Annotated in this window: 18 protein-coding genes and 2 pseudogenes; 16 read left to right on the top strand and 4 right to left on the bottom strand. The window is 73.6% G+C overall.

Translation table 11 applies throughout. The features are described from left to right. Positions 1-54: 54 nt before the first annotated feature. Together O7635_RS13165 and upp are read right to left on the bottom strand one after the other, a co-directional pair. Entirely contained in the window at positions 55-744 is a 690-nt protein-coding gene (locus O7635_RS13165) for a GPP34 family phosphoprotein (RefSeq protein WP_278080693.1), read from the bottom strand. Between the two features lie 55 nt (positions 745-799). After that, positions 800-1,432, bottom strand: a complete 633-nt coding sequence (gene upp, locus O7635_RS13160) for a uracil phosphoribosyltransferase (RefSeq protein ID WP_278080692.1) — start codon at positions 1,430-1,432, stop codon at positions 800-802. Between the two features lie 100 nt (positions 1,433-1,532). Here upp and deoC point away from each other — a divergent pair, with 100 nt between their 5' ends. From deoC to O7635_RS13135, 5 genes are all read left to right on the top strand, one after another. Beyond that, positions 1,533-2,489 (top strand): deoxyribose-phosphate aldolase, encoded by a 957-nt coding sequence (gene deoC / locus O7635_RS13155; protein WP_278080691.1) that lies wholly within the window; start codon positions 1,533-1,535, stop codon positions 2,487-2,489. 2 nt (positions 2,490-2,491) lie between these two features. After that, positions 2,492-3,922, top strand: coding sequence for an aldehyde dehydrogenase family protein (locus tag O7635_RS13150; protein ID WP_278080690.1), 1,431 nt, complete (start codon positions 2,492-2,494; stop codon positions 3,920-3,922). Continuing rightward, on the top strand, positions 3,915-4,736 hold the full coding sequence (locus O7635_RS13145; RefSeq protein WP_278080689.1) for an aldehyde dehydrogenase family protein: 822 nt from the start codon (positions 3,915-3,917) through the stop codon (positions 4,734-4,736). Before O7635_RS13150 ends, O7635_RS13145 begins: the two co-directional genes overlap by 8 nt. Positions 4,737-5,048: 312 nt before the next feature. Beyond that, positions 5,049-5,192, top strand: coding sequence for a hypothetical protein (locus tag O7635_RS13140; RefSeq protein ID WP_278080688.1), 144 nt, complete (start codon positions 5,049-5,051; stop codon positions 5,190-5,192). Positions 5,193-5,373: 181 nt separating this feature from the next. After that, complete coding sequence (locus tag O7635_RS13135; protein WP_278080687.1) at positions 5,374-5,901, top strand: hypothetical protein; 528 nt, start codon at positions 5,374-5,376, stop codon at positions 5,899-5,901. 1 nt (position 5,902) lies between these two features. Here the strand turns inward: O7635_RS13135 and O7635_RS13130 are convergent, their stop codons facing one another. Beyond that, positions 5,903-7,615 carry an Hsp70 family protein gene (locus O7635_RS13130; RefSeq protein ID WP_278080686.1) on the bottom strand — a complete coding sequence of 571 codons (1,713 nt, stop codon included), beginning with the start codon at positions 7,613-7,615 and terminating at the stop codon, positions 5,903-5,905. 109 nt (positions 7,616-7,724) lie between these two features. Between O7635_RS13130 and O7635_RS13125 the strand changes: the two genes are divergently transcribed. The 8 genes and pseudogenes from O7635_RS13125 (at position 7,725) to O7635_RS13090 (ending at position 18,405) form a co-directional block, all read left to right on the top strand. Beyond that, entirely contained in the window at positions 7,725-10,634 is a 2,910-nt protein-coding gene (locus O7635_RS13125; protein WP_278080685.1) for a hypothetical protein, read from the top strand. A gap of 9 nt (positions 10,635-10,643) precedes the next feature. Next, positions 10,644-10,979 (top strand): annotated as a pseudogene (locus O7635_RS13120) (BlaI/MecI/CopY family transcriptional regulator); the annotation flags it as partial. Between the two features lie 22 nt (positions 10,980-11,001). After that, the gene (locus O7635_RS13115; protein WP_278080684.1) at positions 11,002-11,907 is read left to right on the top strand and encodes a M56 family metallopeptidase; all 906 of its coding nucleotides are present in this window, start codon (positions 11,002-11,004) and stop codon (positions 11,905-11,907) included. Positions 11,908-12,040: 133 nt separating this feature from the next. Further along, a complete protein-coding gene (locus tag O7635_RS13110) occupies positions 12,041-13,306 on the top strand; it encodes a cytochrome ubiquinol oxidase subunit I (protein ID WP_278080683.1) in 1,266 nt (421 codons plus the stop codon). Positions 13,307-13,316: 10 nt separating this feature from the next. After that, positions 13,317-14,306: a cytochrome d ubiquinol oxidase subunit II gene (locus tag O7635_RS13105; protein ID WP_278080682.1), complete on the top strand. Its 990-nt coding sequence runs from the start codon at positions 13,317-13,319 to the stop codon at positions 14,304-14,306. After that, complete coding sequence (gene cydD / locus O7635_RS13100) at positions 14,303-15,973, top strand: thiol reductant ABC exporter subunit CydD (protein ID WP_278080681.1); 1,671 nt, start codon at positions 14,303-14,305, stop codon at positions 15,971-15,973. The genes O7635_RS13105 and cydD overlap by 4 nt, the downstream gene beginning before the upstream one ends. 17 nt (positions 15,974-15,990) lie before the next feature. Then, positions 15,991-17,658 (top strand): annotated as a pseudogene (cydC, locus tag O7635_RS13095) (thiol reductant ABC exporter subunit CydC); the annotation flags it as partial. Between the two features lie 48 nt (positions 17,659-17,706). Further along, the gene (locus O7635_RS13090; RefSeq protein ID WP_278080680.1) at positions 17,707-18,405 is read left to right on the top strand and encodes a permease prefix domain 1-containing protein; all 699 of its coding nucleotides are present in this window, start codon (positions 17,707-17,709) and stop codon (positions 18,403-18,405) included. On the opposite strand, the gene O7635_RS13085 is transcribed toward O7635_RS13090, so the two are convergent. After that, entirely contained in the window at positions 18,365-18,688 is a 324-nt protein-coding gene (locus O7635_RS13085; protein ID WP_278080679.1) for a helix-turn-helix transcriptional regulator, read from the bottom strand. The genes O7635_RS13090 and O7635_RS13085 overlap by 41 nt on opposite strands. A gap of 146 nt (positions 18,689-18,834) precedes the next feature. On the opposite strand from O7635_RS13085, the gene O7635_RS13080 reads away from it, so the two are divergent. The 3 genes from O7635_RS13080 to O7635_RS13070 all read left to right on the top strand — a co-directional run bounded on the left by O7635_RS13080 (position 18,835) and on the right by O7635_RS13070 (position 24,489). Further along, positions 18,835-19,917, top strand: a complete 1,083-nt coding sequence (locus tag O7635_RS13080) for a DNA primase (protein ID WP_278080678.1) — start codon at positions 18,835-18,837, stop codon at positions 19,915-19,917. 59 nt (positions 19,918-19,976) lie between these two features. Continuing rightward, positions 19,977-23,162 carry a transposase gene (locus O7635_RS13075; protein ID WP_278080677.1) on the top strand — a complete coding sequence of 1,062 codons (3,186 nt, stop codon included), beginning with the start codon at positions 19,977-19,979 and terminating at the stop codon, positions 23,160-23,162. A gap of 109 nt (positions 23,163-23,271) precedes the next feature. Beyond that, a complete protein-coding gene (locus tag O7635_RS13070) occupies positions 23,272-24,489 on the top strand; it encodes an ABC transporter substrate-binding protein (protein WP_278080676.1) in 1,218 nt (405 codons plus the stop codon). Positions 24,490-24,533 lie beyond the last annotated feature (44 nt).

The following is a 24,533-nucleotide window of genomic DNA, read 5'->3' as shown; positions in this document are numbered from 1 at the left end:
GCATTGCCAGGGCCTCGTCGGGCGCCGGCTTGGTCGACTGGGCGAGCAGGGCGGTTAGTGGGTGACCGGGCGGGGGGTGCCCAGGGCCGCCTGGATGGCTTTGCCGAGGGCGATGACGACCAGGGCGACCGACGGGCGGACTGTCGACTGGTCGAGGCTGACGCCGCCGGAGAAGCCGGCGCCGCTGGCAATGCGTTCGAGCTTCTCGTGGGCGGTCGCGGCTTCCTCGCCGGTCAGGCCCAGCGCGGCCTCCATGCGGGTGGCGGCGATCAGGGTCGCCAGGGCGGCGGTGCGCTCGTCGGTGGCGCCCTCGCCGGCCAGGGCGGCGGCCAGGCGGCCGCGGGTCTCGTTCTCGACCGTCGCGTCGACCGAGGGGTAGCGGTGGACGTGGATGAAATCGAGCTCGACCTCGTCGACGTCGCGGATCACGCCCCGGTTGACCAGGTCCGTGAGGATGCGGTCGCGCAGCTTGTGGCGAAGGCGCTGGAGCCACGACGCGGGCGTGTGGGGCACGTCTGACTCGATCTTGGAGAGGACGGCGTCGGCCACGGGCACGCCGGTCGGTGTCGAGTCGACCACCACGATGTTGCCGTCCGCGTACGCGATCCGGCCCGCGAGGGCCAACTCCACCAGCACTGCCGCGGCCATGCCGAGGTCGAGCCCGATGCGCGAACCGGTCGCTTTTCCGGACTCGTTGTCGTATGCGAGCAGCAACAGCTCCTCGGCGATGGGAACAGTGGTCATGGCCCGGAACGGTAGCCGCTTCGCGCCCGCGCCGCACTCACTGGTCGTCCATGCGTCAAAATCGGGGCATTCCACCGAACTGCCGGTCGCCGGCGTCGCCCAGGCCGGGCACGATGTACATCTTCTCGTTGAGCTGCTCGTCGACCGAGGCCGTCACGAGGCGCAACGGCAACCCGGAGCGCTCCAGCCGGGCAATGCCTTCTGGGGCGGCCAGCACACAGATCACGGTGATGTCGGTGCAGCCGCGGTCGGCCAGCAGGCGGCAGCAGTGCTCGAGCGACCCGCCGGTGGCCAGCATCGGGTCGAGGACCAGCACCGGGATGCCGGACAGGACAGCGGGCAGTGACTCCAGGTAGGCGCGCGGCTCGAAGGTCTCCTCGTCGCGGGCCAGGCCGACGAAGCCCATGGACGACTCGGGTAGCAGCGCCAGCGCCGAGTCGGCCATGCCCAGCCCGGCGCGTAGGACGGGGACGAGCAGCGGCGGGTTGGCCAGCCGGATGCCCTCGGTCGGCGCGACCGGGGTCTCGATGGCGTAGCTCTCGGTCGGGAAGGCGCGCGCCGCCTCGTAGACGAGCATGGTGGTGAGCTCGTGCAGCGCCGCCCGGAAGCTGCCGGGCTCGGTGCCCTTCTCCCGCATCGCGGTCAGGCGCGTCGCGGCGAGGGGATGGTTGATTACTTGTACGTCCACGGTTGGTCAACGTACCGGTAGGGCGAGATCTGTGGGCGGGCCTGTGGACAGCCGCCCGCCTGTGGATAACTCCGCGCGCTCTGGCGGCACCCGTACACTCGTGCGCATGACAGCGACGACGGCGTCGGACCTGTCCTCAGTAACAAGCTCCGACGCGGCCCTTCGGACATTTCTGCACGGTCTGCCCGGGGTCGACCAGGTTGGCGCGGAGCAGCGCGCCGCGATGCTCGGCACCCGGTCGATCAAGACGACCGCCAAGGCCTGGGCGATCGACCTGGCGATCCGCATGGTCGACCTGACCACGCTGGAAGGCGCCGACACCCCCGGCAAGGTCCGCGCGCTGTGCGCGAAGGCGCGACGGCCCGACCCGGCGGACCCGACCTGCCCGCCGGTGGCCGCGATCTGCGTCTACCCGGCGATGGTCCCGGTCGCCGCCGAGGCGCTGGCCGGCTCCGGCATCCACACGGCCAGCGTCGCGACCGCCTTCCCCTCCGGCCAGGCGCCGCTCGAGGTCAAGCTGGCCGACACGAAGGCCGCCGTCGCGGCGGGCGCCGACGAGATCGACATGGTGATCAACCGGGGCGCGTTCCTGGCCGGCCGCTACCTCGAGGTCTTCGAGGAGATCGCCGCCGTCAAGCAGGCCTGCGGCGACGCCCACCTCAAGGTCATCCTCGAGACCGGGGAGCTGGCCACCTACGACAACGTCCGCCGGGCCTCGTGGATCGGCATGCTGGCCGGCGGCGACTTCATCAAGACGTCGACGGGCAAGGTCCCGGTCGCGGCGACACTGCCGGTGACGCTGGTGATGCTCGAGGCGGTGCGCGACTTCCGCGACCTGACCGGGCGCCAGGTCGGCGTCAAGCCGGCGGGCGGCATCCGCACCACCAAGGACGCGATCAAATACCTGGTGGTGGTCAACGAGACCGCCGGCGACGACTGGCTCGATCCCGACTGGTTCCGGTTCGGCGCCTCGACGCTGCTCAACGACCTGCTGATGCAGCGCACCAAGCTCACGACCGGGGTCTACTCCGGTCCCGACTACTTCACGCTGGACTGACGATGTTCGAATACGCCCCCGCCCCCGAGTCCCGCGCGGTCGTCGACATCAAGCCGTCCTACGGGCTGTTCATCGACGGTGCCTTCGTCGACCCGACCGACGGTGCGAGCTTCAAGACGATCAATCCCGCCTCCGAAGAGGTCCTGTCCGAGATCGCCGAGGCCGGCCCGGCCGACGTCGACCGCGCGGTGGCGGCGGCCCGCTCCGCGTACGACAAGGTCTGGTCGAAGATGCCGGGCCGTGATCGGGCGAAATATCTCTACCGGATCGCCCGGATCATCCAGGAGCGCGGCCGCGAGCTGGCCGTCCTGGAGTCGCTCGACAACGGCAAACCGATCCGCGAGTCCCGCGACGTCGACATCCCGCTGGTCGCGGCGCACTTCTTCTACTACGCGGGCTGGGCCGACAAGCTCGAGCACGCCGGGTTCGGCCCGTCGCCGCGCCCGCTCGGCGTCGCGGCCCAGGTCATCCCGTGGAACTTCCCGCTGCTGATGCTGTCCTGGAAGATCGCGCCGGCGCTGGCCGCCGGCAACACGGTGGTGCTCAAGCCGGCGGAGACCACACCGCTGACCGCGCTGCTGTTCGCCGAGATCTGCCAGCAGGCCGAGCTGCCGCCGGGCGTCGTCAACATCGTCACGGGCGCCGGCGAGACCGGTCGGGCGCTGGTCGAGCACGACGGCGTCAACAAGATCGCGTTCACCGGCTCGACCGAGGTGGGCAAGGCGATCGCCCGCGCCGTGGCCGGCTCGCGCAAGAAGGTCACGCTCGAGCTGGGTGGCAAGGCCGCCAACGTGCTCTTCGAGGACGCGCCGATCGACCAGGCGGTCGAAGGCATCGTCAACGGCATCTTCTTCAACCAGGGCCATGTCTGCTGTGCGGGCTCGCGGTTGCTGGTGCAGGAGTCGGTCTACGAGCCGGTGCTGGCGTCACTCAAGCGGCGGATGGCGCGGCTGCGGGTGGGCGACCCGCTCGACAAGAACACCGACATCGGCGCGATCAACTCGGCGGCTCAGCTCGAGCGCATCCGCACGCTGTCCGACATCGGCGGCGAAGAGGGCGCCGAGCGGTGGTCGCCGCCGTGCGAGCTACCCGACCAGGGGTTCTGGTTCGCCCCGACGATCTTCACCGGCGTGACCCAGGCGCACCGCATCGCGCGCGAGGAGATCTTCGGCCCGGTGCTGTCGGTGCTGACGTTCCGCACCCCCGCGGAAGCGGTGGAGAAGGCCAACAACACGCCCTACGGGCTGTCGGCCGGCGTCTGGACAGAGAAGGGCTCCCGGATCCTCTGGATGGCCGACCGCCTGCGGGCCGGTGTGGTCTGGGCCAACACGTTCAACAAGTTCGACCCCACGTCGCCGTTCGGCGGCTACAAGGAGTCCGGCTACGGCCGTGAAGGCGGTCGCCACGGGCTGGAGGCATACCTCGATGTCTGACGCACGCGTGGCGGTCCGCAAGACCTACAAACTGTTCATCGGCGGCAAGTTCCCGCGCAGCGAGTCCGGCCGCTCCTACCTCGCACAGGATGCCAACGTGGCCCTGGCTTCCCGCAAAGACGTCCGAGACGCCGTGGTCGCCGCCCGCGCGGCGGTGAAGGCCTGGTCGGGCGCGACCGCCTACAACCGCGGCCAGATCCTCTACCGCGTCGCCGAGATGCTGGAGGGCCGCCGCGACCAGTTCGTCGGCCTGGGCCTACCGGCCGCCGAGGTCGACGAGGCGATCGACCGCTGGGTCTGGTACGCGGGCTGGTCCGACAAGCTGGCGCAGGTTTACGGCGGCGCCAACCCGGTCGCCGGCCCCTACTTCAACCTGTCGTCGCCGGAACCGACCGGCGTGGTCGGCCTGGTCGCCCCGCCGTCGTTCCTCGGCCTGGTCAGCGTCGTGGCCCCGGCGATCGTCACCGGCAACACGGTGATCGTGCTGGCCGCCCAGGAGAGCCCGCTGGCCGCGGTGACCCTGGCGGAGGTATTGGCGACCTCCGACCTACCGGGCGGCGTGGTCAACATCCTGACCGGCAACCCCGCCGAGACCGCGCCGTGGCTGGCCGCCCACATGGACGTCAACGCCATCGACCTGGCCGGCGTCGAAGACGCCGAACTGGCGGCGTCGCTCGAAGAAGCGGCCGCCGGCAACCTCAAACGCGTCGTCCGCCCACCGGCCGGCCGACCCAACTGGTCCGCCGACCCAGGCCTGAGCCGCATGACCATGTTCCTGGAAACCAAGACGGTCTGGCACCCGAAGGGCATCTGACCACCACGCCACCGCCGCACCGCGCCAGCGCGGGGACGCGGGGACGCGGGGACGCGGGGACGCGGGGACGCGGGGACGCGGGGACGCGGGGACGCGGGGACGCGGGGACGCCGCGTCAAGGGCGGCACGCCCACAGCAGCTGCGGGGTGGGCAACGCCGCTTGCGGGCAGTCCGGCGGTTGCGCGCCGAGGGAGCCGCGTCCGCAGCCGCGCGCGGCCGGGTGGCGCCCTCGCCTGGGTGACGGCGGCGAAGAACTGCCGTCGGCGCCGCCCCGACCGGCGGCGGCGGGGCTGCGGGTGAGCAACACGAGCCGTGAAGCTGCGCGACCTGCCGTCGACGGCGTCCCGCCCGGCGGCTGCGGGCGGCGCGGCCGGCGGCGGGCGGCGGGTAGCCGGCGACGGGCGGCCGGCGGCCGGCGGCCGGCGGCGGGCGGCGGGTGAGCGACGCGAGCCGTGAAGCTGCGGGACCTGCCGTCGGCGGCCTGTGCGCAGCACGGTCGCGGGTCGGTGTCGCGAGCAGTGACAGCGGCGGCAGCCGCCCTTCCGGCCTGCCTCGCGCAGCCGGGGCTCAGCCGCCGGGGCCGTGGCCGCGGAGTGCCATGTGCGGGGCCGTCGCTCGGGTGTAGGTTTCGGCAACCATGGAGGTCACCGAGGCGTTGGCTACCGAGGCGGGGCTGTTCGGGCTCTGGTCTCCTGCGAGCTTTCCGCCGACCACCGACTGGGAGGGTGAGCTGCTCGATGACGAGGACGTCATGCGGCACATCGCTGCCGGTGCCTTTGTGCCCATCAACATCGGGGCCGACGGGGCGTTTCAGTTCGTCGCTCGGGTCGGGTCGGTCGCGGCGCCGGCTGGGTTGAGTGGGCGGGAACGGCGGTACGCCGCCGTGGTGTCGGACGCCTATCGGTTCGTCGCTCCGGACCACGATGCCGTGATCAGTGGCATCGAGCACGTGGGCACCGAAACGGGACTGCGGGTTCCGTTGCCGGACTGTGCACATTGGAGGGTCCGCGTGGCTCTCGTCGACTGGGCGGCCGAGCCGGGCCAGCAACGCGCCGATGGTGGGCCCGGGCCCGACGCTCTGCCGGACTTCGTCGTGTTGCTCAACCCGGAAGCCGGCGAGCCGGCCTATCGCGTAAGGATCGAGACCTTCGACGCGTCCGGGTGAGTCACTGGCGCACCCATTCCGACGTGTCGCCGCCGTTGACGAACACCAGGGTGTTGCCCGTGCAGAAGTATTTCTCCCGGCCGTTCACCAGGTCCAGCTTGATGGAGTTGTCGCGCCGGCCGTCCTCGTAGAGCACGCCTTCGCCGTCGCCGGTGGTGGCGGCCACGTACTCGTAGCCGCCCTGGTGGAAGACCTTGGCACTGGCCGTGCCGTTGACCTTGTAGGTCCACTTCGAACCCTTGACCGTCGCCGCCCAGGTGGTGTTCCGGTAGACCAGTTTGGCGGCGCCGTCGGCCGTGTAGGTCTGTACGACTCCCCCGCCGCCCTTGAACGCGGTCTCCACGCCGTCGATTTTGATCATCATCTGGCCTTTCGCGGTCGACCGCCACCGACCCAGCACGCACGGATCGACCGAGGGCGAACGCGACGGCGTGACCGACGACGACGGCCGCGCGGAGACCGACGGCGAGAACGACACCGCCGCGTTCACAGCTTTCCGACCACCACCATCGCCGCGGCCCAGCAACGGGACCACCGCCACGGCGGCCGCCGCGACCAGCACGACCAGACCGGACAACACCGCGACCCGCCGGGTACGGCGCGCGGGCCGCACCGGCGTCGCGACCGGCACCGCCGGCGGGTCGACGGTCGCCGACCGCACGCTGCCTTCCGCCACCACCAGCTCCGGCTGCTCGACCAGCACCGGCGCCACCCCGAAGGCCCGGTGCAACGCCGTGCCGACCGCCGGCATCCGGCTCGAACCGCCGGTCAGGTAGACGGCGGCCAGGTCCGCCGACGCGATCCCCGCCGACGACAGCGCCGCCCTGGTCGCCTCGATCGTGCCGGCCACGATCGGCTCCGTGAGCTCTTCGAGCTCCTCCCGCCCGAGCGTCACCTCGACCTCGAGCAACGGAACGTGCAGAACGGTGCTGGCGGCCCGCGAAAGCATCTCCTTGGCCGACCGCGCGTTGTCCCAGAGCTGCCGGCTGGCCCGCCGGTCACCAGTGGACGCCGGGTTGGCCAGCCGCTCCCAGACCGCCGCATCCGCCCGGCCGACGGTCTCGCCCAACCGCCGCACGATCGCCGCGTCGACGTCGAGGCCGCCGCAGTCCGCACGCCCCTCGCTGGCCAGCACGGCAAAGCCGGCGGGCTCCCGCCGGACCACCGACACGTCGAACGTGCCCGCCCCGAAGTCGTAGACCACCGCGCACCGCCCGACCGGCACCGCCTGGCCGGCGACCCCGGCGAACAGGTTGGCCGCGGCGACGGGCTCGGCCACCAGGTCGACGGACGGAAATACCGACGCGGCGGCGGCCGACAGCACCTGCCGTCGCTGCGCGCCCCACGCCGCCGGGTACGTCACCGTGGCCGACGCCAGCGGCGCCCCCGCGATCCGGGCCGCCTCCTGCCCGACCCGGGCCAGCGTCGCGGCGATCAGCTCCTCGACCGGCAGCTCGCGCTCACCGAGCAGCACGACCCCGTCGCCGATGCGCTGCTTGGGAAACGGCTCGAAGGCGGCCGGCGTCGACAACCCCGTGTGCCAGGCGTCGCGACCGACCAGCAACCGCCCGGTGCCGTCGGCGCAGACGCCGCTCGGCAGCAGCGGCGAGCCGTCGAACAGCACGGTCCGCGGCTCGCGACCCGGTTCGGCCAAAACCGCCACCGTGTGGGAAGTGCCGTAGTCGATGCCCACCCGTACGCCATCGCCCGTCACGGGAGAGAACGTAGTTCATCGACGCGAAACGGTGTGCCTCCACGAGATCAAGGACGAGATCAAGAACTGATGATCGCCAGGACCGCCGTCCGTACCTAATATGACCGCCGTGAAAGCGGGTCGGGTCGTGGGTGTCGCCGTCGCCGTGCTGCTCGCGGCCGGTGGCGTGGTGGCCTATGGCGTCGACGGCGCGCTCGGCCTGAGCTATGCCGACGCGGACGTGCCCGTCGAGCACCCACCGAACGACACGACATCAGCACCCCTCGCGCCCCCGCCCGCGATCACCACGATCGGCATCCCCGACGACGGCCAGATCGCCCGCGCGGCCGAGCAGGTCGCCGACGCCCTCGCGGCCCGGGGCCGCACCCGGCCGGCGATCACCCGAGACGACGACACCGGCCCGGCCCAGCTGCGGGCCCGGATCGTGACGGTGCCCGGCAACACCTCGCCGGAGACCTACCGGGTGACGGCCGACGGCACCATCGAGGGCACGAGCGCGGCCGGCGCCGCCGCCGGGCTCTACGCCGTCGCCGACCGCATCCGGTCCGGCGCCGCGCTGCCGAGCCAGGGGACCGTCACGCCGAGGCTCGGCCTCCGCCTCACCGACGCCGGCTCGGTCGGCCGCGAAGCCATCGCCGACGCGACCGACTACTCGCTCAACACCGACGTCGTCGGCGAGGCGCTGTTGCCGACCGCGCCCTGGGTCGACCAGGCCGCGGTCCGCCGCATCGACGAACAGTTCCGGCAGTTCGTCGACCACTCGCGCGGCCAGGGCTACAACGGCATCGTCATCCCCGGCTTCCTCGAATACGTGACCTTCGACGGCCTCGACGTCTACGCCCCGGACGACGACCACCGAGGCCGCAACGAGGCCCTGGTCACCGCGTTCGCCCCGATCTTCCGGTACGCGTCCGACAGCGGCATGCGGGTCTACCTGCTCACCGACATGCTCGCCCTGTCGCCACCGCTGGAGCGCTACCTGAAGCGGACCACCGGCGGCCTCGACACCACCGATCCGCAGCTCTGGGCGGTCTACCAGCAGGGGCTGGCCGAGCTCTTCGCGCGCATGCCGTACGCCAGCGGTCTGATGATCCGGGTCGGCGAGGGCGGGGCGGTGTACAAGCAGCAGGGCTGGGACTACGAGTCGCGGCTGGCGGTCACCACGCCGGAGGCCGTCCGGGCGATGCTGACGGCGCTGCTGGACACCGCGGCCAACGGCAACCGGGACATCATCTTCCGCAGCTGGACGGTCGGCGTCGGCGCGGTCGGCGACCTGCACACCAACCCCGACTCGTACGACGAGGTCCTGGCGGGCCTGACGCAACCGAACCTGATCGTCTCGACCAAGTACACGGCCGGCGACTTCTACAGCCACCTCCCGCTGAACCCCACCCTGAGCCGCGGCCCGCAGCGGCGCATCGTCGAGTTCCAGTCGCGGCGCGAGTTCGAGGCGTTCGGCTCCCTGCCCAACGACCTCACCGCCCTGCACCAGCGGGCCCTGCGCACATTCCTCGCCGCAAACCCCAACGTCGAGGGCATCTGGACCTGGACCCAGGACGGCGGACCACTGCGGGCCGGGCCGATGTCGCTCTATCTGCGGGACGGCTTCTGGCAGCTCTACGACCTCAACACCTATGCCGCCGCGCGCCTCGCGTGGCGGCCCGGCACCCCGGCCGAGGAGATCACCCGCGACTGGGTCCGCCAGACCTTCACCACGCACCCGGCCACCGAGCGGGCCGTGCTGGACATGCTGGCCCGGTCCCGGGCGGCGGTCACCACGGGGCTCTACATCGGACCGTACGCCGACAAGCAGGTCAAGGCGCTCGGCCTCGAGCCGCCGCCGATGATGTGGATCTTCGAGTGGGACATCGTCACCGGCGACTCGGCCGCCCTCGACAGCATCTACGCCGTCAGCAAGGACCGGCTCGACGAGGCGATCGCCGGCGGCGAACAGGCGGTCGCGCTGGCCAAGGAGATGCGCGACCTGGTCGCCGGCACCGACCCGACGACCTGGCACGACCCGGCGCTGCGGCAACGGCTGACCGACACGCTGGACTACCAGGTCGACCTGTTCGAGACGCTGGCCGCCTACCGGACCACCGTGCTGCGGCACGCGCAATGGCTCGACACCGGCAGCGCCACGGCCCGGGCGCAGTGGCAGGCGGCGACCGAGACCTACACGGAGCGCCGGACCCGACACCTCACGCGGTACGCCGCCGACCGCGACCTGCCGGCCTTCCAGTTCACCGCGGCGGACCTCGGCGCGCAGCGCGCCGACCGCGACCCGGCGATGGCCTGGCTGGCCCGCGTGCTGCTGGCGCTGGTCCTGCTGGTCCTCGCCGCCGGCGCCCTCAACCGCAATGCCGCCTGCCGCGCGCTCTGGCTCGGCGCCACCCGCCCGTGGCGCGCCCCCGACAAACCCGGCTGGCTCGTCATCGCGATCCCCGCCGTGGCCCTCGTCGCCAGCCGGCTCGTCTACACCTGGTTCGCCGCGCCCGCCCACCTCGTCCTCGTGCTGACCGCCTGGCTGGTGTTCGCCGTCGCCGCCCGGCTGCTCGGCGGCCCGCGGGTCTGGGCGGCCGTCGGTGGGGTGATCCTGCTCCGCACGGTCCTGCTGCTCGCCGTCCTGGCCGTGCGTGGCCCGGGCCACTACTGGCTCGAGTTCTGGACTGCGCCGGGCGCCCGGGCCGCGTACATCACCGTGGCCTTCGCGGCCTTCGGTTGGCTCTTCGTCGCGACCACACTCGCGCAGAACGGCGGTAGGCGTGCCGTCGCCACCACCGTGGCGGCCGCCGGGACCGCCTGTGCCACGGTCGCCGCGGGCATCGCCGCGCTGGGCCTCGAGCGCGCCCTGACCATCTGGAACGACCAGCTCGCCCTGCTCCCCTGGGGCCTGTCGCGGATCCTCGGCATCACGGTCTATCTCGGCATCCCGACCAACCTGCCGCTGATCGCGCTGGCCGCCGGCCTCGTCGCGGCAGTGGCAGGGGGCACAGCCATTCGCTACTACGGAAGGTAGGATCGACGCGTGACACGGTTGGGAGATCTCGAACGGGCGGTGATGGACGTCCTGTGGGATCGCTCCGCGCCGGCCACGGTCCGCGAAGTCGTCGACGGCCTCGACGGGCGTGACCTGGCCTACACGACCGTGATGACGGTGCTCGACCGGCTCGCCGGCAAGGGCATGGTCAACCGCGAGCGCACCGGGCGGGCCTGGAGCTATCAGCCGGTGGCCGGCCGCGACGCCTACATCGCGCAGCTCATGCTCGACGCGCTCGACCTCGCCGGTGAGCGCGACGCCGCGCTCGTGCGGTTCGCCCGGTCGGTGACCGGCGACGAGGCCGACGTGCTGCGCGCGGCGCTCGACAAGGACAAAGGCTGATCCGATGCTCTACACCGCACACTTCGGCGCGGCGGTGCTGGGCTGCTATCTGGTCGCCCTGGTGATGTTCCGGTCCCGTTGGCCGGCCACCAGCCCGACCATCGCGATTCTCTGCTGGCAGGGCATCGGCCTCGCGGTCGGCCTCTCGGCGATCGGCATTCCGATCTCCATCGGCCTCCAGCCCTATGGCCAACCACCGGGCACGGCCATTCGGACGCTGGCCCACGACCTGGCCGGCGGCCGCCTCCCGGCCGAGCTCGGCCTCGGTCACCTCGCCCTGATCAGCATCGGCCTCGGCATCGGGGCGGTGCTCTTCTGGTCGACGGGCGCCAGCCTGCGGCACGCCGTCAAGGCCCGGCAGCGCCAACGCGACCTGCTCGCGCTGGTCGCGCGGGCCGATCCGGCGGCGCCCGGCGCCCTGGTGCTCGACCATCCCGGCGCCGCCGCCTACTGCGTGCCCGGCCTGCGCCCCCGGGTGGTGATCAGCGCCGGCGTGCTCAGCCTGCTGCCGCGCGACGAGCTGGCCGCCGTGCTCAGCCACGAGCAGGCGCACGCCAAGGAGCGGCACGACCTGGTGCTGCTGCCGTTCTCCGCCCTCGTCCGCGCCTTGCCGGGGGTGAGCTGGGTGGTCCGCGCCATGGCCGCCGTCGCGCTGCTGGTGGAGATGCGCGCCGACGACCGGGCCCGCCGCCAGCACACCGACGCGTTGCTGGCCGCCGCGCTGGCCCGGTTCGCCACCGCGCCGTCGCGCGTGACGCCCGCCGGCATGCTCGCCGCGGCCGACCACGACATCGTCGCCCGCGTGCGCCGGCTCCGCGCGCCGTTGGGCCCCACCCCGCTGGCGGCCATGGTCGCCCTCACCGTCACCTCCGTGCTGGCGGCGCTCCCCATCGCGCTCTTCCTTTCCTGAGCGCACCCATTTACGACACGACGTAGTAGAGTCATGTCCATGACTACTACAAGACGTAGGACATATAGGTAGGTACGCTACGTGTAGAGTCGCTATAACAAGCGAAGCTCACTATCCCCTCGGAGGGGTGGCCATGGACCCCTTGCCGCTCGCCCGCCTGCAGTTCGCCACCACGACCTCGATCCACTTCCTGTTCGTGCTCGTGACGCTGGGCCTGGTGACGCTGCTCGTCTACCTGCAGACCGCCGCCTACGTCACCCGCAAGCCCGTCTACGAGCGGATGGTCCGCTTCTGGGGCACGATCTACCTGATCAACTACGTGCTCGGGATCGCGACCGGCATCGTGATGGAGTTCCAGTTCGGGCTCAACTGGAGCGGGCTGTCGCGCTACGTCGGCAACGTGTTCGGGGCGCCGATCGCGCTCGAGACGCTGCTCGCGTTCTTCCTCGAGTCGACCCTGCTGGGCATGTGGATCTTCGGCTGGCACCGGCTCCGCCGCGGCGTCCACCTCGCCCTGCTCTACGGCGTCGCCATCACCGCGTACCTCTCGGCGTTCTTCATCATGGCCGCCAACGCCTGGCTGCAGCACCCGGTGGGCTACGAGGTGCGCGACGGCATCGCGCACCTCACCGACTTCACCGCGCTGCTGACCAACCCGACGTTCACCATGGCCCTCGGCCACGTCACGGCGGCCGCGTTGCTCACCGGCGGGATGGTGCTGGCCGGCATCAGCGCGTGGTTGCTGCTGCGCCGCACACCCGACTACGAGCTGCTGCGCAAGTCGCTGTGGATCGGCCTGGTGACCGTGACCATCGCCGGCGTGCCGCTGATGGGTTTCGGCTTCGCCCAGTTCGGCGTGGTGGGCGCGGTGCAGCCGACCAAGTTCGGCGACGAAGCGGCCCGGGCCCAGGCGGTCGCCGACTTCACCGCCCGCTTCGGACCAGGCGACTACCTGCCACCGGCGTACGCCAACGTCAGTCTCGGCTTCATGATCCTGATCGGTTTCACGCTGGCCTGGGCGTTCGTCATGCTGCCGCTGTTCTATCGCGACTGGATCGTGCGGCTAAAGTTCCCGCTGGTCATCGTCGTCCTCGCGCTGCCGCTGCCGTTCGTCGCCGCGATCCTCGGCTGGCTCACCCGCGAGGGCGGACGGCAACCCTGGGCGGCGTACGGGCTGCTCAAGGTCGAAGACGCCGTCAGTCCCGTCAGCGGCGGGGTCATGCTCGCGTCGTTCCTCGGCTTCACCGCCCTGCTGCTCACCCTCGCGGTGACCAACTGGGTGCTGATCGCCAAACGGGCCGCCCGCGGCGTGGGCGACCCGGCGCTCGGCCGGTCGCTGGCCGACGTCACCGCCTCCGACGACGACGAGCGCCGGCCCGAGCCGGTCCTGGCCCGATAGGAGCCACACCATGGAACTCATCTGGTACGCCGCCCTCGGGCTCGCCTTCGCCGTCTACCTCGTGCTCGGCGGCTACGACTACGGCGTCGGGTTGCTGCTCTCCGGCGTGCGTGACGACCGGGACCGCCGGGCCGTGCTCACCGCCGTCGGGCCGTACTTCCTCGGCAACGAGGTCTGGCTGGTCGCCGCCGTCGGCATCCTGTTCGGCGCGTTCCCCCGGCTCGAGGGTGAGCTGCTGTCCGGTTACTACCCGGCGGTGGTCGCGGCGCTGGTCGGCGTGATTTTGGTGACCGTGGCCGTGCAGCTGCGTGGGCGGCCCGAGCACGTCGCCGCCCGGGCGCGCTGGGACCGGACCGTGGTGGCCGGCAGCGCGCTGGCCGCGGCCGGCTGGGGCGCGCTGCTCGGCGGCCTGCTCCAGGGCCTGCCGATCGACGCCGGCGGGCACGTCGCCGGAATCGGGCATCTGGCCACGCCGTTCGTCGCCGCGACCGCGATCACACTGGTGAGCCTCGTCGCAGTGCAGGGTGCGACGTTCCTCGCGCTGCGCATGCCGGACGCGCGGTGGGCGGCGCTGGCCCGCCGACTCGTCGGGGTGGCCCTCGGCGCCGTGGCGGTGGCGACGCTGCTGGGCCTGCTCTCCGCCGACGTCCGGGCCGGGCAGCGCCTCTGGGTCGCCGCGCCACTGCTGGTGCTGGTGTCGGCCCTGATGGCGGTCCGTTCGCTCGCGCCGCGCCGGCCGGGCTGGGCGTTCGTCGCCAGCTCGCTGGCTCTGGTCGCCCCGGTGCTGGTGGTCGGCCTGGGCCGCTACCCGGCGGTGCTGGTCTCCACGATCGACCCCGCCGCGACGCTGACCGTGACGGAGGCCGCAGCCGCGCCCTCGACCCTCCGCCTACTCAGCTGGGTGGCCGCACCGTTCGTTCCGGTGCTTATAGGCTTCCAGGCGATGTGCTGGTGGGTGTTCCGCGGCCGGATCGACGGCAAGGCGCCGGTTTACTGGTGAGCCGCCGACGACCGTTCGACCCGCGGCTGCTGCGCCGGGTGCCTGCCACCCGGCGCCATCTCGCCGTGCTCGGGTTGTGCGGTGTGGCGACCGCGGTCGTCGTCGTGCTCCAGGCCACAGCGCTGGCGGCGGTGCTCGCCGCGGCCGCCGGCGGCCGGCTCGACCGCGTCGCCCTCGGCCTCTTCGTCGCCCTCGTCGCCGGCCGCGCCGCGCTGGCCTGGGCCCAGGGCGCGGTCACCGCGTGGAGCGCGGCCGCGGTCAAAGAGGCCCTCCGGGTCGAGCTGCTCGGCACGGTCACCCGTCGCGACCCGGCCTGGCTCGCCGGCCAGCGCGGCGGCTCGCTGGCGACGCTGGTGGGCCGCGGTCTCGACGGGCTCGACGCGTACTTCACCGGCTACCTGCCACAGCTCGTGCTCGGCGTGACCATTCCGATCGCGGTGCTGGCCCGGTTGGTGTTCGCCGACTGGACCTCGGCGGTGATCGTCGCCGTCACCATCCCGCTGATCCCGATCTTCGGCGCGCTGGTCGGCTGGCAGGCCCAGGCGGCCACCGAACGCCAGTGGCGGCGGCTGTCCCGGCTCGGCGGCCACTTCCTCGACATGCTGAGCGGGCTGCCCACACTGCGCGCGTTCGGCCGGGCCCGGGCCCAGGTCGACGTGGTGCGCCGGATGGCCGACGCCCATCGCGCCGCCACGATGAGGACCCTGCGCATCGCGTTCCTCTCGGCGCTGGTGCTCGAGCTCGTCGCCACCATCTCGGTGGCCCTGGTCGCGGTGCCGGTCGGCCTGCGCCTGCTCTCCGGCGGGATGACGCTCCAGGTCGCGCTGCTCGTGCTGTTGCTGACGCCGGAGGCCTACCTGCCGCTGCGCGCCGCCGGCAGCAAGTTCCACGCCAGCCTCGAAGGGCTGACCGCCCTCGACGAGGCGCTCAGCTTCCCGTCACCGCCGGCGTCGTCGGTGGGCACGGCGGTGCCGCGGCCGGGGCCCATCGTGCTGTCCGGCGTGACCGTCGCGTACGACCGGACGACCGCCCTGCGCGACGTCTCGCTGACCATCCGGCCGGGCGAGCGGGTGGCGATCGTCGGCCCGTCGGGCGCCGGCAAGAGCACCCTGCTCGGCCTGTTGCTCGGCTTCGTCCAGCCGACCGCCGGCCAGGTCCTGGTCTCCGGCGTCGACCTGGCCGCCGCCGACCTCGGCGCCTGGCGCCGGCAGGTCGCCTGGGTGCCACAGCGCGCGCACCTGTTCGCCGGCACCGTCGCCGACAACGTCCGGCTCGGCGCACCTTCGACTGCCGACCTCCACGAGGCGGCGACCGCCGCCGCGCTCGACGAGGTGGTGGCCGCCCTGCCGGAGGGCTGGGACACTATGCTGGGCGAGCGGGGCCACGGGCTCTCCTCCGGCCAGCGGCAGCGGATCGCGCTCGCCCGCGCCTTCCTCCGGTCGGAGGCCACGCTGGTGCTGCTCGACGAGCCGACCGCCCGGCTGGACGCGGCGTCCGAGGCCGCCGTGGTCGACGCCACGATCGGCCTGCTCGCCGGCCGCACCAGCGTCTTCGTCGCGCACCGGCCGGCGCTGCTGGCGGTCGCCGACCGGGTGCTGCGGGTCGACGACGGCGTGGTCACCGAGCTCGCGCTGCCCACGCCGGCCACGGTCGGTGGTCGGCCGTGACCGTCGCCGAACGCGCCGTCCTGCGCGTCGCCCGCCCCTGGCTGAGCCGGCTCGTCGGCGCCGGCCTGCTGGCCGCCGGCACCGAACTCGCCGCCCTGGCACTGATGGCGACCGCCACCTGGCTGCTCATCACCGCGGCCGGGCAACCGCCGGTGGCCGCGCTGACGGTCGCCATCGTCGCGGTGCGGACGCTGGCGATCGCCCGCGGCGTGCTGCGCTACACCGAACGGCTGGCCGGCCACGACGCCGTGCTCCGGATCGTCACCGAGGTCCGCACCCGGATCTTCGCCACGCTGGCCGCCCGCCCGGCCCGCGCCACCGACCGCTCCGGCGACGCGCTCAGCCGGCTGGTGTCCGATGTGGACGCGGTGCAGGACCTGCTGCTGCGGGTGCTCGTACCGGGGGCCGCCGCCGGCCTGGTCGCCGTGCTGGCGGTCGGCGGCGCGGCGCTGATCAGCCCGCTGGCCGCGCTGCCGCTCGCGGCCGGGCTGCTGCTGGCCGGCGTCGGGCTGCCCTGGCTGGCGTCCCGGCTCACCCGGCGCACGGCGGCCGAGGTGGCGCCGCTGCGCGGCGCGCTGGCCGTCGACGCGATCGACCTGACCGCGGGCGCGGCCGACCTGGCGGCGTTCGGGGCCACCGAGTCGGCGCTGGCCAAGGCCGCCGGCCGGGCCGCCGCGCTGGCCCGGCTCGAACGGCGGTTGGCCCTGGTTGGCTGGGCCGTCGACGGGGCCGGTGTGCTGCTCGCCGGCGCCACCGCCGCGCTCGTGGTGCTAGCCGCGCTGCACGGCGGCACGTCCGGGACGTTGGTCGGCGTGCTGGCGGTCGGCACGCTCGCGGCCGTGGAGTCGGCGCTCGCCCTGGTCGGCGCGGCCCGCCAGCGGGCCCAGCTCGGCACGGCGCTGAGCCGCGTCGCCGCCCTCCTCACACCGGCCGATCCGGAACCGGAGCCCGCCCCATCGGCCGGCGGGGTGCCGGGGGTCGAGGGCGTGTCGGTGACCTACCGGGCGGGGGCGGCGCCGGCGTTGGACGGAGTCACGCTGCGGCTGCCACCGGGCCGTCGGGTGGCCGTGGTCGGCCCGAGCGGCGCCGGCAAGAGCACCCTGCTGGCCGTGCTGGCCGGAGCGGTCCGGCCCGACGCCGGCCGGGTGGTCGGCGCCGGCGACCCGCACCGGGTCGGCGGCCTGTTCGCGGACGCCCACGTCTTCCACGCTCCGGTACGCGACAACCTGCTGCTCGCCCGCCCCGACGCCACCGACGACGACCTCACCGCCGCGGCGGCCGCCGCCGGCTTCCTCGACTGGGTGCGCGACCAGCCCGCCGGCTGGGACACCGAGGTCGGCGAGGACGGCGGCCAGCTCTCCGGCGGCCAGCGACAGCGGTTGGCCCTGGCCCGCGCCCTGCTGCTGCGCCCCGACGTGCTCGTACTCGACGAACCGACCGAGGGCCTCGACCCGGCCGCCGCCGACGCGGTGCTCGCCGCCGTCGTGGCCGCCACGCCGGGCGCGGTCCTGCTCGTCACCCATCGGCTGCACGGGCTCGACGCGTTCGACGAGGTCCTGGTGCTCGACGCGGGCCGGGTGGTCCAGCGCGGCCGGCACGCCGACCTCGTCACCCAGCCGGGCTGGTACCGCGACCAGTGGCGCAGCCAGCAGGCCGACGAGCGGGGCTACCTCGCCCTTACTTAGGGGCAAGCACCGGAGGTGACCCGGGCCCGGCCGTGGCAGTGTTGGCGCATGCGCCCGGACAGCCTCGTCGACCAGCACATCCACCGGCTCGACCGGGCGCTGTCGGGACCGTCGGCGGTCAAGCGACGCATGCTGACCGAGGCCCGCGACGGCCTCGACGACGCGGTGCGCGACCTGTGCGACGCCGGCGAGCCGCGGGTCGTGGCGCAGCGCCGGGCGGTCGCCGAGTTCGGCTCGGTCGACGAGGTGGCGCCGGCGTTCCAGGCGGAGCTGGCCGCTTCCGCGGCCCGGGTGTTCGGGCTGCGGGTGGTCGCCGTCTTCGGGGTGTCCGCCTTCTGCAGCGACCTCATGTGGCAGGGCGCGCCGTGGACGGGCCCGCAGCCGCCGGCCGGCTACCTGCTCCTCTCGGAGAGCGTCGACTGGCTGGGCCGGGTCGCGATCGCCGGCGCGCTGCTGGGCAGCCTCGCGTTGTGGCTGGCCACCCGGCGCGGGCGGGCGGTGTCACCGCGGTTGCTGCGCGGCGCCATGGTCGCTCTCGTCGTGGTGCTGGGCCTGATCGCCGCCAGTGGCACGGCTCTCTACGGCTGGTCCGCCGGCATGTGGTCCGGCGCCCTCACCTGGCCACCGATGCTCGTCGGCGGCGCCGCCATGACGATCGCGACGGCCTGGATCGGCCGGGCTGCGGTCACCGGGCTCGGCGCGGTAACTAGGACTCCGCGCCGAGGAAACGGCCCACAGTGGAGCTGAACTCGGTCCAGCTCGCCCGCTCACCGGCCAGCGCACGGCGGCCCGAACCGGTCAACTCATAGGTGCGGCGCTCGCGGCCGTTGACCGTGCTCCAGCTGCTGTCGACGAAGCCGGCCCGCTCGAGCCGGCGCAGCGCGGGATAGACGGTGCCGGTGGGCAGGTTGAGCGAGCCGCCGCTGCGGGCCTTGAGCGCCTCGATCACGGCGTAGCCGTGCAGCGGACCGCCTTCGAGCACCGACAGCAGGAGCGCGTCGAGGTGGCCGTGCAGCGCCTGCGCCTTCATAGGTAGGAAGGCTACTCGTAGGCGCGCCGCGACGCCAGGAACTCGCCACCCGGGGTGCGGGCGGTCAACGCGGCCGGAGCACACTAGGGTGTTCGTGCGCGAGTTCACCGACGCACGCCCGAAACACACCACTCCCGGAGGTCAGCGTGGCGCGCCAGTCCAACCGGTCCAAGGCCAAGTCGCCGTCCCCGGACGAGCCCGTGGCCGAGGTCGAGGAGACCACGCCCGGCGCCGACACGCCCGAAGCGGCGGTGACCGACGAGGCCGTTGCCGCCGATGAGGTGACCGACGAGGCCGATGAGGTGACCGACGAGGCGACCGAGGCCGACGAGGTCGGTGTCGACCCCGCCGACCACCGAGGTTTCTGGGAAGACCTGCGGATCGACCCGGTCGAGATCGCCCTTCCGGCGGGCACGGGCTACACGCTGCGGGCCTACCGGATGTCCAACGAGCTCACGCCGACCGACACCTCCGACCGCGACGAGGACGACCCGTTCTCGGCCCGGGCGCGCCTGGCCGAGGAGGACGAGGACGACCTCGTCTTCACCGACGAGGAGCTGGCCGAGCAGGCCGAGGCGGCCGGCCGCGAGGAGCGCCGCAAGGCCCGCGCCGGCGCCCGCGACGCCGACGAGGACGACGACGAGGCCGACACCGACCGGGCGGACGACGAAGACGCCGAGGCGGACGTCGAGGCCGAGGAGCACGCCGAAGAAGAAGAGGAAGAGGAAGAAGAGGAGGCGGCCGAGGAGGTCCCCGTCTTCCTCACCCACCGCGGCAAGCTGCTGCTCTTCCGCAGCCCCGAGGGGCTGGTCAGCTTCATCCGTTCGGGCGCGCCCCACGACCTGGCTCAGGTCGACGCCTGGGCGACCCTCGCCGAGCGCATCGAGCCCGTCAACGTGGCGCCGCTCGACGAGGACTCCTACGAGCTCGACCTCGTGGTGGAGAACCTGCGTGGCGGCCACGACAGCTGGGACCCGCCGCTGATCATCGAAGCCGGCGAGGTGGCCCGCGACCTGGCGTACGCCTTGCGCCTGCCCGCTGTTCTCGACATGCTGTCTCCCGGTTCGAGCCTCGACGACCTCGACGAAGCCCTGCGTGGGGTCGTGGACGGCGGCATCGGCGGGTTCATGGCACGCCGCCGACTCCGGAAAATCGGGGCACAAACCGCAAGTTTGGGCTGGCGCACGATTATCGGCAAGATCTCTGCCGCTGTGGACTGGCGCGACTGACCCCTAACCAGGGAACATCAGTCCTTGGCACATTTGTGCCCGGGGAGGAGGACGACGCCGTGGCGCTCGTGCGGGTGTACTGCGGTCTCGCATCGGCGGAACCGACGGGTCGGCCGGCTACTGCCGGCACTGGTCTGACGGCGGCCGTCGTCGACGACGCCGGGCGGTTGCTCGACGTCTGCGAGATCACCGACGACCCGGCGGGTTACGCCGAGCTAGGCGCCCTGCTGGCGGAGCGGGCCAACGGCCCCGGCTCCGCCGCCATCGCCGCTGACAGCGACGACCACGAGGTGACCTCCCTGTTGTCCGCCGCCGGCCGGCCGTTGGCCATCGCCGACGACGACGCGGTCGACGACTTCGCCGAGCGGTTCGCCGACGACGAGTCGCTCGAGGAGATGGAGTCCCCGGCCGCCGAGCGCCGCGCGGTCGGCCTGGCCCGGGCGCTCCAGGCGGGTGCGATCTTCGCCGTCGGCCTGCCGGTGCCCCGCGACCTCGCGCCCTACCGGCCCGTCCTGGCCGCGCACTCCGCGCTCGCCGGTGGCCGCCACTCCGCCGCGGCGACGCTGCGTGAGGTGCTCCGGGAGCTCTACCCGGCCGCGCTGCGCGCCTACTCCGACCCGGCCGAGCCGCTGACGCTCGCCGTCCTCGACGCCCTGCCCGAGCCCGGCCTGGTCTCCGGCGTGGCCGCCCGCGGCCGTGACCTGCCCGCGACCGCCGAAGCGGTGGTCAAGCGGCTGGCCGCCGACGGGCTCGGCGACGAGGCCGAGGTGGCCGAGGCGATCACCGCGCTGCGGGTCGCGATCGCCGAGACGCCGCGCCGCGGCACCATCAGCAAGGCGCTCGCCAGCGCGTCCGCCGATGCCGTCCGGCAGGCCGTCGCCGCCGTGCGCTCCTGCGACGAGGGCTGCGCCGCGCTGGTCGCCACGCTGGCCGCCCGCACGACGCCGATCACCGCGGTCCCGCGCCGCCCGATGCGCCGCGCCGCCGCCACCACCGAGACCACCGAGCCGGCGGCGACGCCGGCCGGGCTGCACGCGCTGCCGGTCCCGCTGCCCGAGCGCGGCGCGACCGGCCGCCGGCACCGCCCCGAGCCGGCCGCCGCGGCGACCACGCCGCGCGCGCTGACGACCCCGCCGGTCGCGCCCACCCCGGTGACGCCGCCGCCGACCGCGCCGGCCCCGGTCACCTCGGCCACGCCGTTCGCCGAGCCAGCCGAGCCGGCTGCCCGGGCCGCCAGCCCGGCCCGGCCCCCGAACGCCGGGCGACGCGCCGCCGAGCCGCGCAACCCGGCCGCCCGCGCCGCCGACCAGCGCACACCGGGGCGGTCGACCGAGTCCCGCACGAGCCGTTCGACCGAGCGCAACCCCAACCGGTCCGCCGAGACGGCCGCGCCGGGCCTGACCACGCCGACGCCGAGCGGCGGCACGCCGATGCCGTCCCGCAGCCCGGGTCACGCCTGGTCGACCGGTTTCGACGGCACCAGCCGCTACCAGCAGCCGCGATCGGCCACACCGCAGCCGCCGACCCCGGCCACGCTGCAGCCCCCGACGCCACTGCCGGCCGCACCGCACTCTCCGGCGGCGCCGCACCAGCAGCCCGAGTCGCCGGCCGCCGCCCAGCGCATGCCGGCCGCGCCGCAGTCACCGGCGGCCGGCCGCTACCGGGCCACGCCCGAGGCGCCCGCGGCCGAGCGCTACCCGGCCGCACCGCACCTGCCGGCCGCACCGCACTCCCCGGCCGCGTCCCACCTGCCGGCCGCACCGCACTCCCCGGCCGCCGACCGCTACCGGGCCACGCCCGAGACGCCGGCCACCGAGCGCTACCCGGCCGCGCCGCACCTGCCCGCCGCACCGGCCGCCGACCGCTACCGGAGCACACCCGAGGCACCCGCGGCCGAGCGCTACCCGGCCGCACCGCACCTGCCCGCCGCGCCGCACTCCCCGGCCGCCGACCGCTACCGGGCCACGCCCGAGACGCCGGCCACCGAGCGCTACCCGGCCGCACCGCACCTGCCGGCCGCGCCGCAGCTGCCCGCCGCGTCCCAGTCGCCGGCCGATCGCTACTCCACCGCGCCCCGGCTGCCGGCCACGCCGCAGTCGCCCGCCGCCTCGACGACGCCGCTGCCCGGCCGGCCGGTCTCGGCCAGCCCGGCCAACAAGCCGGTCTCCGTGCCGCCCCCGCCGCCCGGCATCACCCCGATCCCGGCGCAGCGGCCGACCGTGCCGCCGGCCGAGGCCGGTGAGCCGTTCCGGGCCACGCTGACCAACGCCGCCCTCAACTCGGCCCGCGCCGAGCGCAAGCGGCCGACCGTGATCCCGCCGCGCGCCAACGGCCGCGCGGCCGGCACGCCGCCTCCGCCGCAGCCGCCGGTCACCGGTTTCCAGGCCACCGACCTGAGCGTTCCGGTGCCTGCCCCGCGACCGGAGCCGGGCGCCCGGGCCAACTGGCCGCTGGTCGACAACACCAGCGACGACCGGGCCAACGGCGACTCGCGCTTCCCCGACCTGAGCGAGCTGCCGCCGAGCGAGCTCGACCGGCCGACCTACTCGGCCGTCGGCGACGACCGGGTGCCGCCGCCGTGGCTGGCCGACGACATGCCGCCGGAGCCGCCGATCCTGCGCCTGGTGGAGCCGCCGCCGCTGGCCGACCGCGCCCTGCGCGACGACAGCCCGCGCGAGACCCGCAACCGCGACCGCCGCAACCGCGACGACTACGCCGCCCGCTATGACGCGCCGCCGCTGCGGCTGGTGGAGAGCCCGTCCGACACCGGCAGCCACCAGCTCCCGATCGGCATCAGCGCGCCGCCGGTCTCCGACGAGGGCGACGGCGACCTGCTGATCTTCGCGGCCGCCCGCTCGGCGTGGTTCACCGGTCACCCGGACGAGAGCGAAGACCTGGCCTGGGCGTCGGTCGCCGACACGGGCTGGCAGGCCGCCGAGAAGGCCTCCTCGCCTGCGGTGGGCGTCGAGACCAAGTCGGGCCTCCCGCGCCGGGTCCCGCAGGCCAACCTCGTGCCCGGCTCGCCGTTGCGCGAGGAGCGGCCACTGCGCATCGTCCGCGACGCCGCGAGCATCGCCGCGCACACCACCGGCTACTTCCGCGGCTGGCGTCGCGGTCAGGAGATCGGTGGCTACGCCGTGGGCGGCCGTCCCGGCCGCGAATCCGCCGGTGGCTGGGACTTCAGCCGCGACCACGGTGGCCGTGACGAGAGCCAGGAATACGAATACCGGTCTGCCCGGACGTGACCTTCCGGCCGGATATGAGGGCGATTTGACTGCGGGCCCGCCGGCCCGGGAGCATACCCGCGTGGTGTCTGGCGACGGGCGTCGCCGGGCTGTGGAAAGGCGGCACCAGATGTCGAAGCCGGCGCTCAGCCGGGTCCAGCTGTCCCGGCGCGGTCTCCTCGTCGCCACGGCCGGCACCCTGTTCACCGCCGCCTGCGGTGCCGATGACGAGCGCGACAGCCCCGGCCCCACCACGCGCGGCTCCGAGGAGCTCATCATCGGCGCCAGCCTGGAGCTGACCGGCCCCGGCTCCGCGCACGGCGTGCTGCAGGAGCGGGCGCTGCGGATCACCGTCGACACGCTCAACGAAGAGGGCGTGCCCGTCGGCAACCTGCGCCGCCGGATCAAGATGATCTATCGCGACAACGGCAGCCGGCCCGAGACCGCCGCGCAGCAGGCGACGGAGCTCATCCAGAAGGAGAACGTGCACGCGATGCTCGGCGGCATCCTGGCCGAGACCTCGCTGGCGATGCTGAACGTCGCGCAGAAGGAGCAGGTCCCCTTCATCTCGCTGGGTTCCGCCGACGGCATCGTCACGCCGCTGACCGCGCGCACCTACATCTACAAGCTGCAGCCCAACGCCGAAGACGTGGCGCGGGCGATGGTCGACCTGCGCAACAACCTGCCCGAGAAGGACCGCCCGACCAAACTCGGCGTGATCTACGCCGACGGGGCCTACGGCGCGGCCGGCATCGCCGCTCTGCGCAGGGCCTTCGGCAACAATCTCATCGAGTCACAGCTGCCGAACACGGGCAACAACGTCACCTCGGCGGTCCGCAAGGTGACCAACGAGAGGCCGGACGCCATCATCATCTGGGCCCAGGCGCCCGACTCCGGCGCCGCGGCGCAGGCGGCCCGCGACTCCAGCTTCGAGGGCATGTTCATCTTCGACCCGGGCGCGGTGGCCGACGACACGCTCGCCGGCGACAACGAGATCGCCGTCCGGGGCGCCTACGCGATCCACCCGGCCTCGCTCGCCGGCACGTCGCTGACCGACACGACGATGGCCGACCTCGACCGGCGTGACTTCATTTACCGCTACATCCAGAAGCACGGTGCGTTCCGGGGCTTCGCGCCCTACACCTCCGACGCCGTGCGCCTGATCGCCAACGCCGCCCGCCTGGGTCGCAGCGTCGACCGGGGCCGCATCCGGGTCTACCTGGAAAACCTCATCACCGAGGGCATCGCCGGCTCCTACGACTTCCAGCCGATCAAGCACGGTGGCATGACCGCCGACTCGCTGGCGGTCTTCCAGGTCGTCGAGAACGCCTGGATCCGCGTCAGCTGACGGGTCGTCTACCGAGGCCACACGAGAAGCCCCACCGCCGAGGC

It is taken from the genome of Asanoa sp. WMMD1127 (genome assembly GCF_029626225.1).
Taxonomy (GTDB): domain Bacteria; phylum Actinomycetota; class Actinomycetes; order Mycobacteriales; family Micromonosporaceae; genus Asanoa.
Note: the sequence above shows the minus strand (reverse complement) of the source record. Positions and strands in the feature narration are given on the sequence as shown.

Excerpts from the sequence above, each read along its gene's own strand:
- O7635_RS13165 (WP_278080693.1), bottom strand. The coding sequence starts at position 744 with ATGACCACTGTTCCCATCGCCGAGGAGCTGTTGCTGCTCGCATACGAC.
- O7635_RS13150 (WP_278080690.1), top strand. The coding sequence starts at position 2,492 with ATGTTCGAATACGCCCCCGCCCCCGAGTCCCGCGCGGTCGTCGACATC.
- O7635_RS13145 (WP_278080689.1), top strand. The coding sequence starts at position 3,915 with ATGTCTGACGCACGCGTGGCGGTCCGCAAGACCTACAAACTGTTCATC.
- O7635_RS13135 (WP_278080687.1), top strand. The coding sequence starts at position 5,374 with ATGGAGGTCACCGAGGCGTTGGCTACCGAGGCGGGGCTGTTCGGGCTC.
- O7635_RS13115 (WP_278080684.1), top strand. The coding sequence starts at position 11,002 with ATGCTCTACACCGCACACTTCGGCGCGGCGGTGCTGGGCTGCTATCTG.
- O7635_RS13110 (WP_278080683.1), top strand. The coding sequence starts at position 12,041 with ATGGACCCCTTGCCGCTCGCCCGCCTGCAGTTCGCCACCACGACCTCG.
- O7635_RS13105 (WP_278080682.1), top strand. The coding sequence starts at position 13,317 with ATGGAACTCATCTGGTACGCCGCCCTCGGGCTCGCCTTCGCCGTCTAC.
- O7635_RS13090 (WP_278080680.1), top strand. The coding sequence starts at position 17,707 with ATGCGCCCGGACAGCCTCGTCGACCAGCACATCCACCGGCTCGACCGG.
- O7635_RS13085 (WP_278080679.1), bottom strand. The coding sequence starts at position 18,688 with ATGAAGGCGCAGGCGCTGCACGGCCACCTCGACGCGCTCCTGCTGTCG.
- O7635_RS13070 (WP_278080676.1), top strand. The coding sequence starts at position 23,272 with ATGTCGAAGCCGGCGCTCAGCCGGGTCCAGCTGTCCCGGCGCGGTCTC.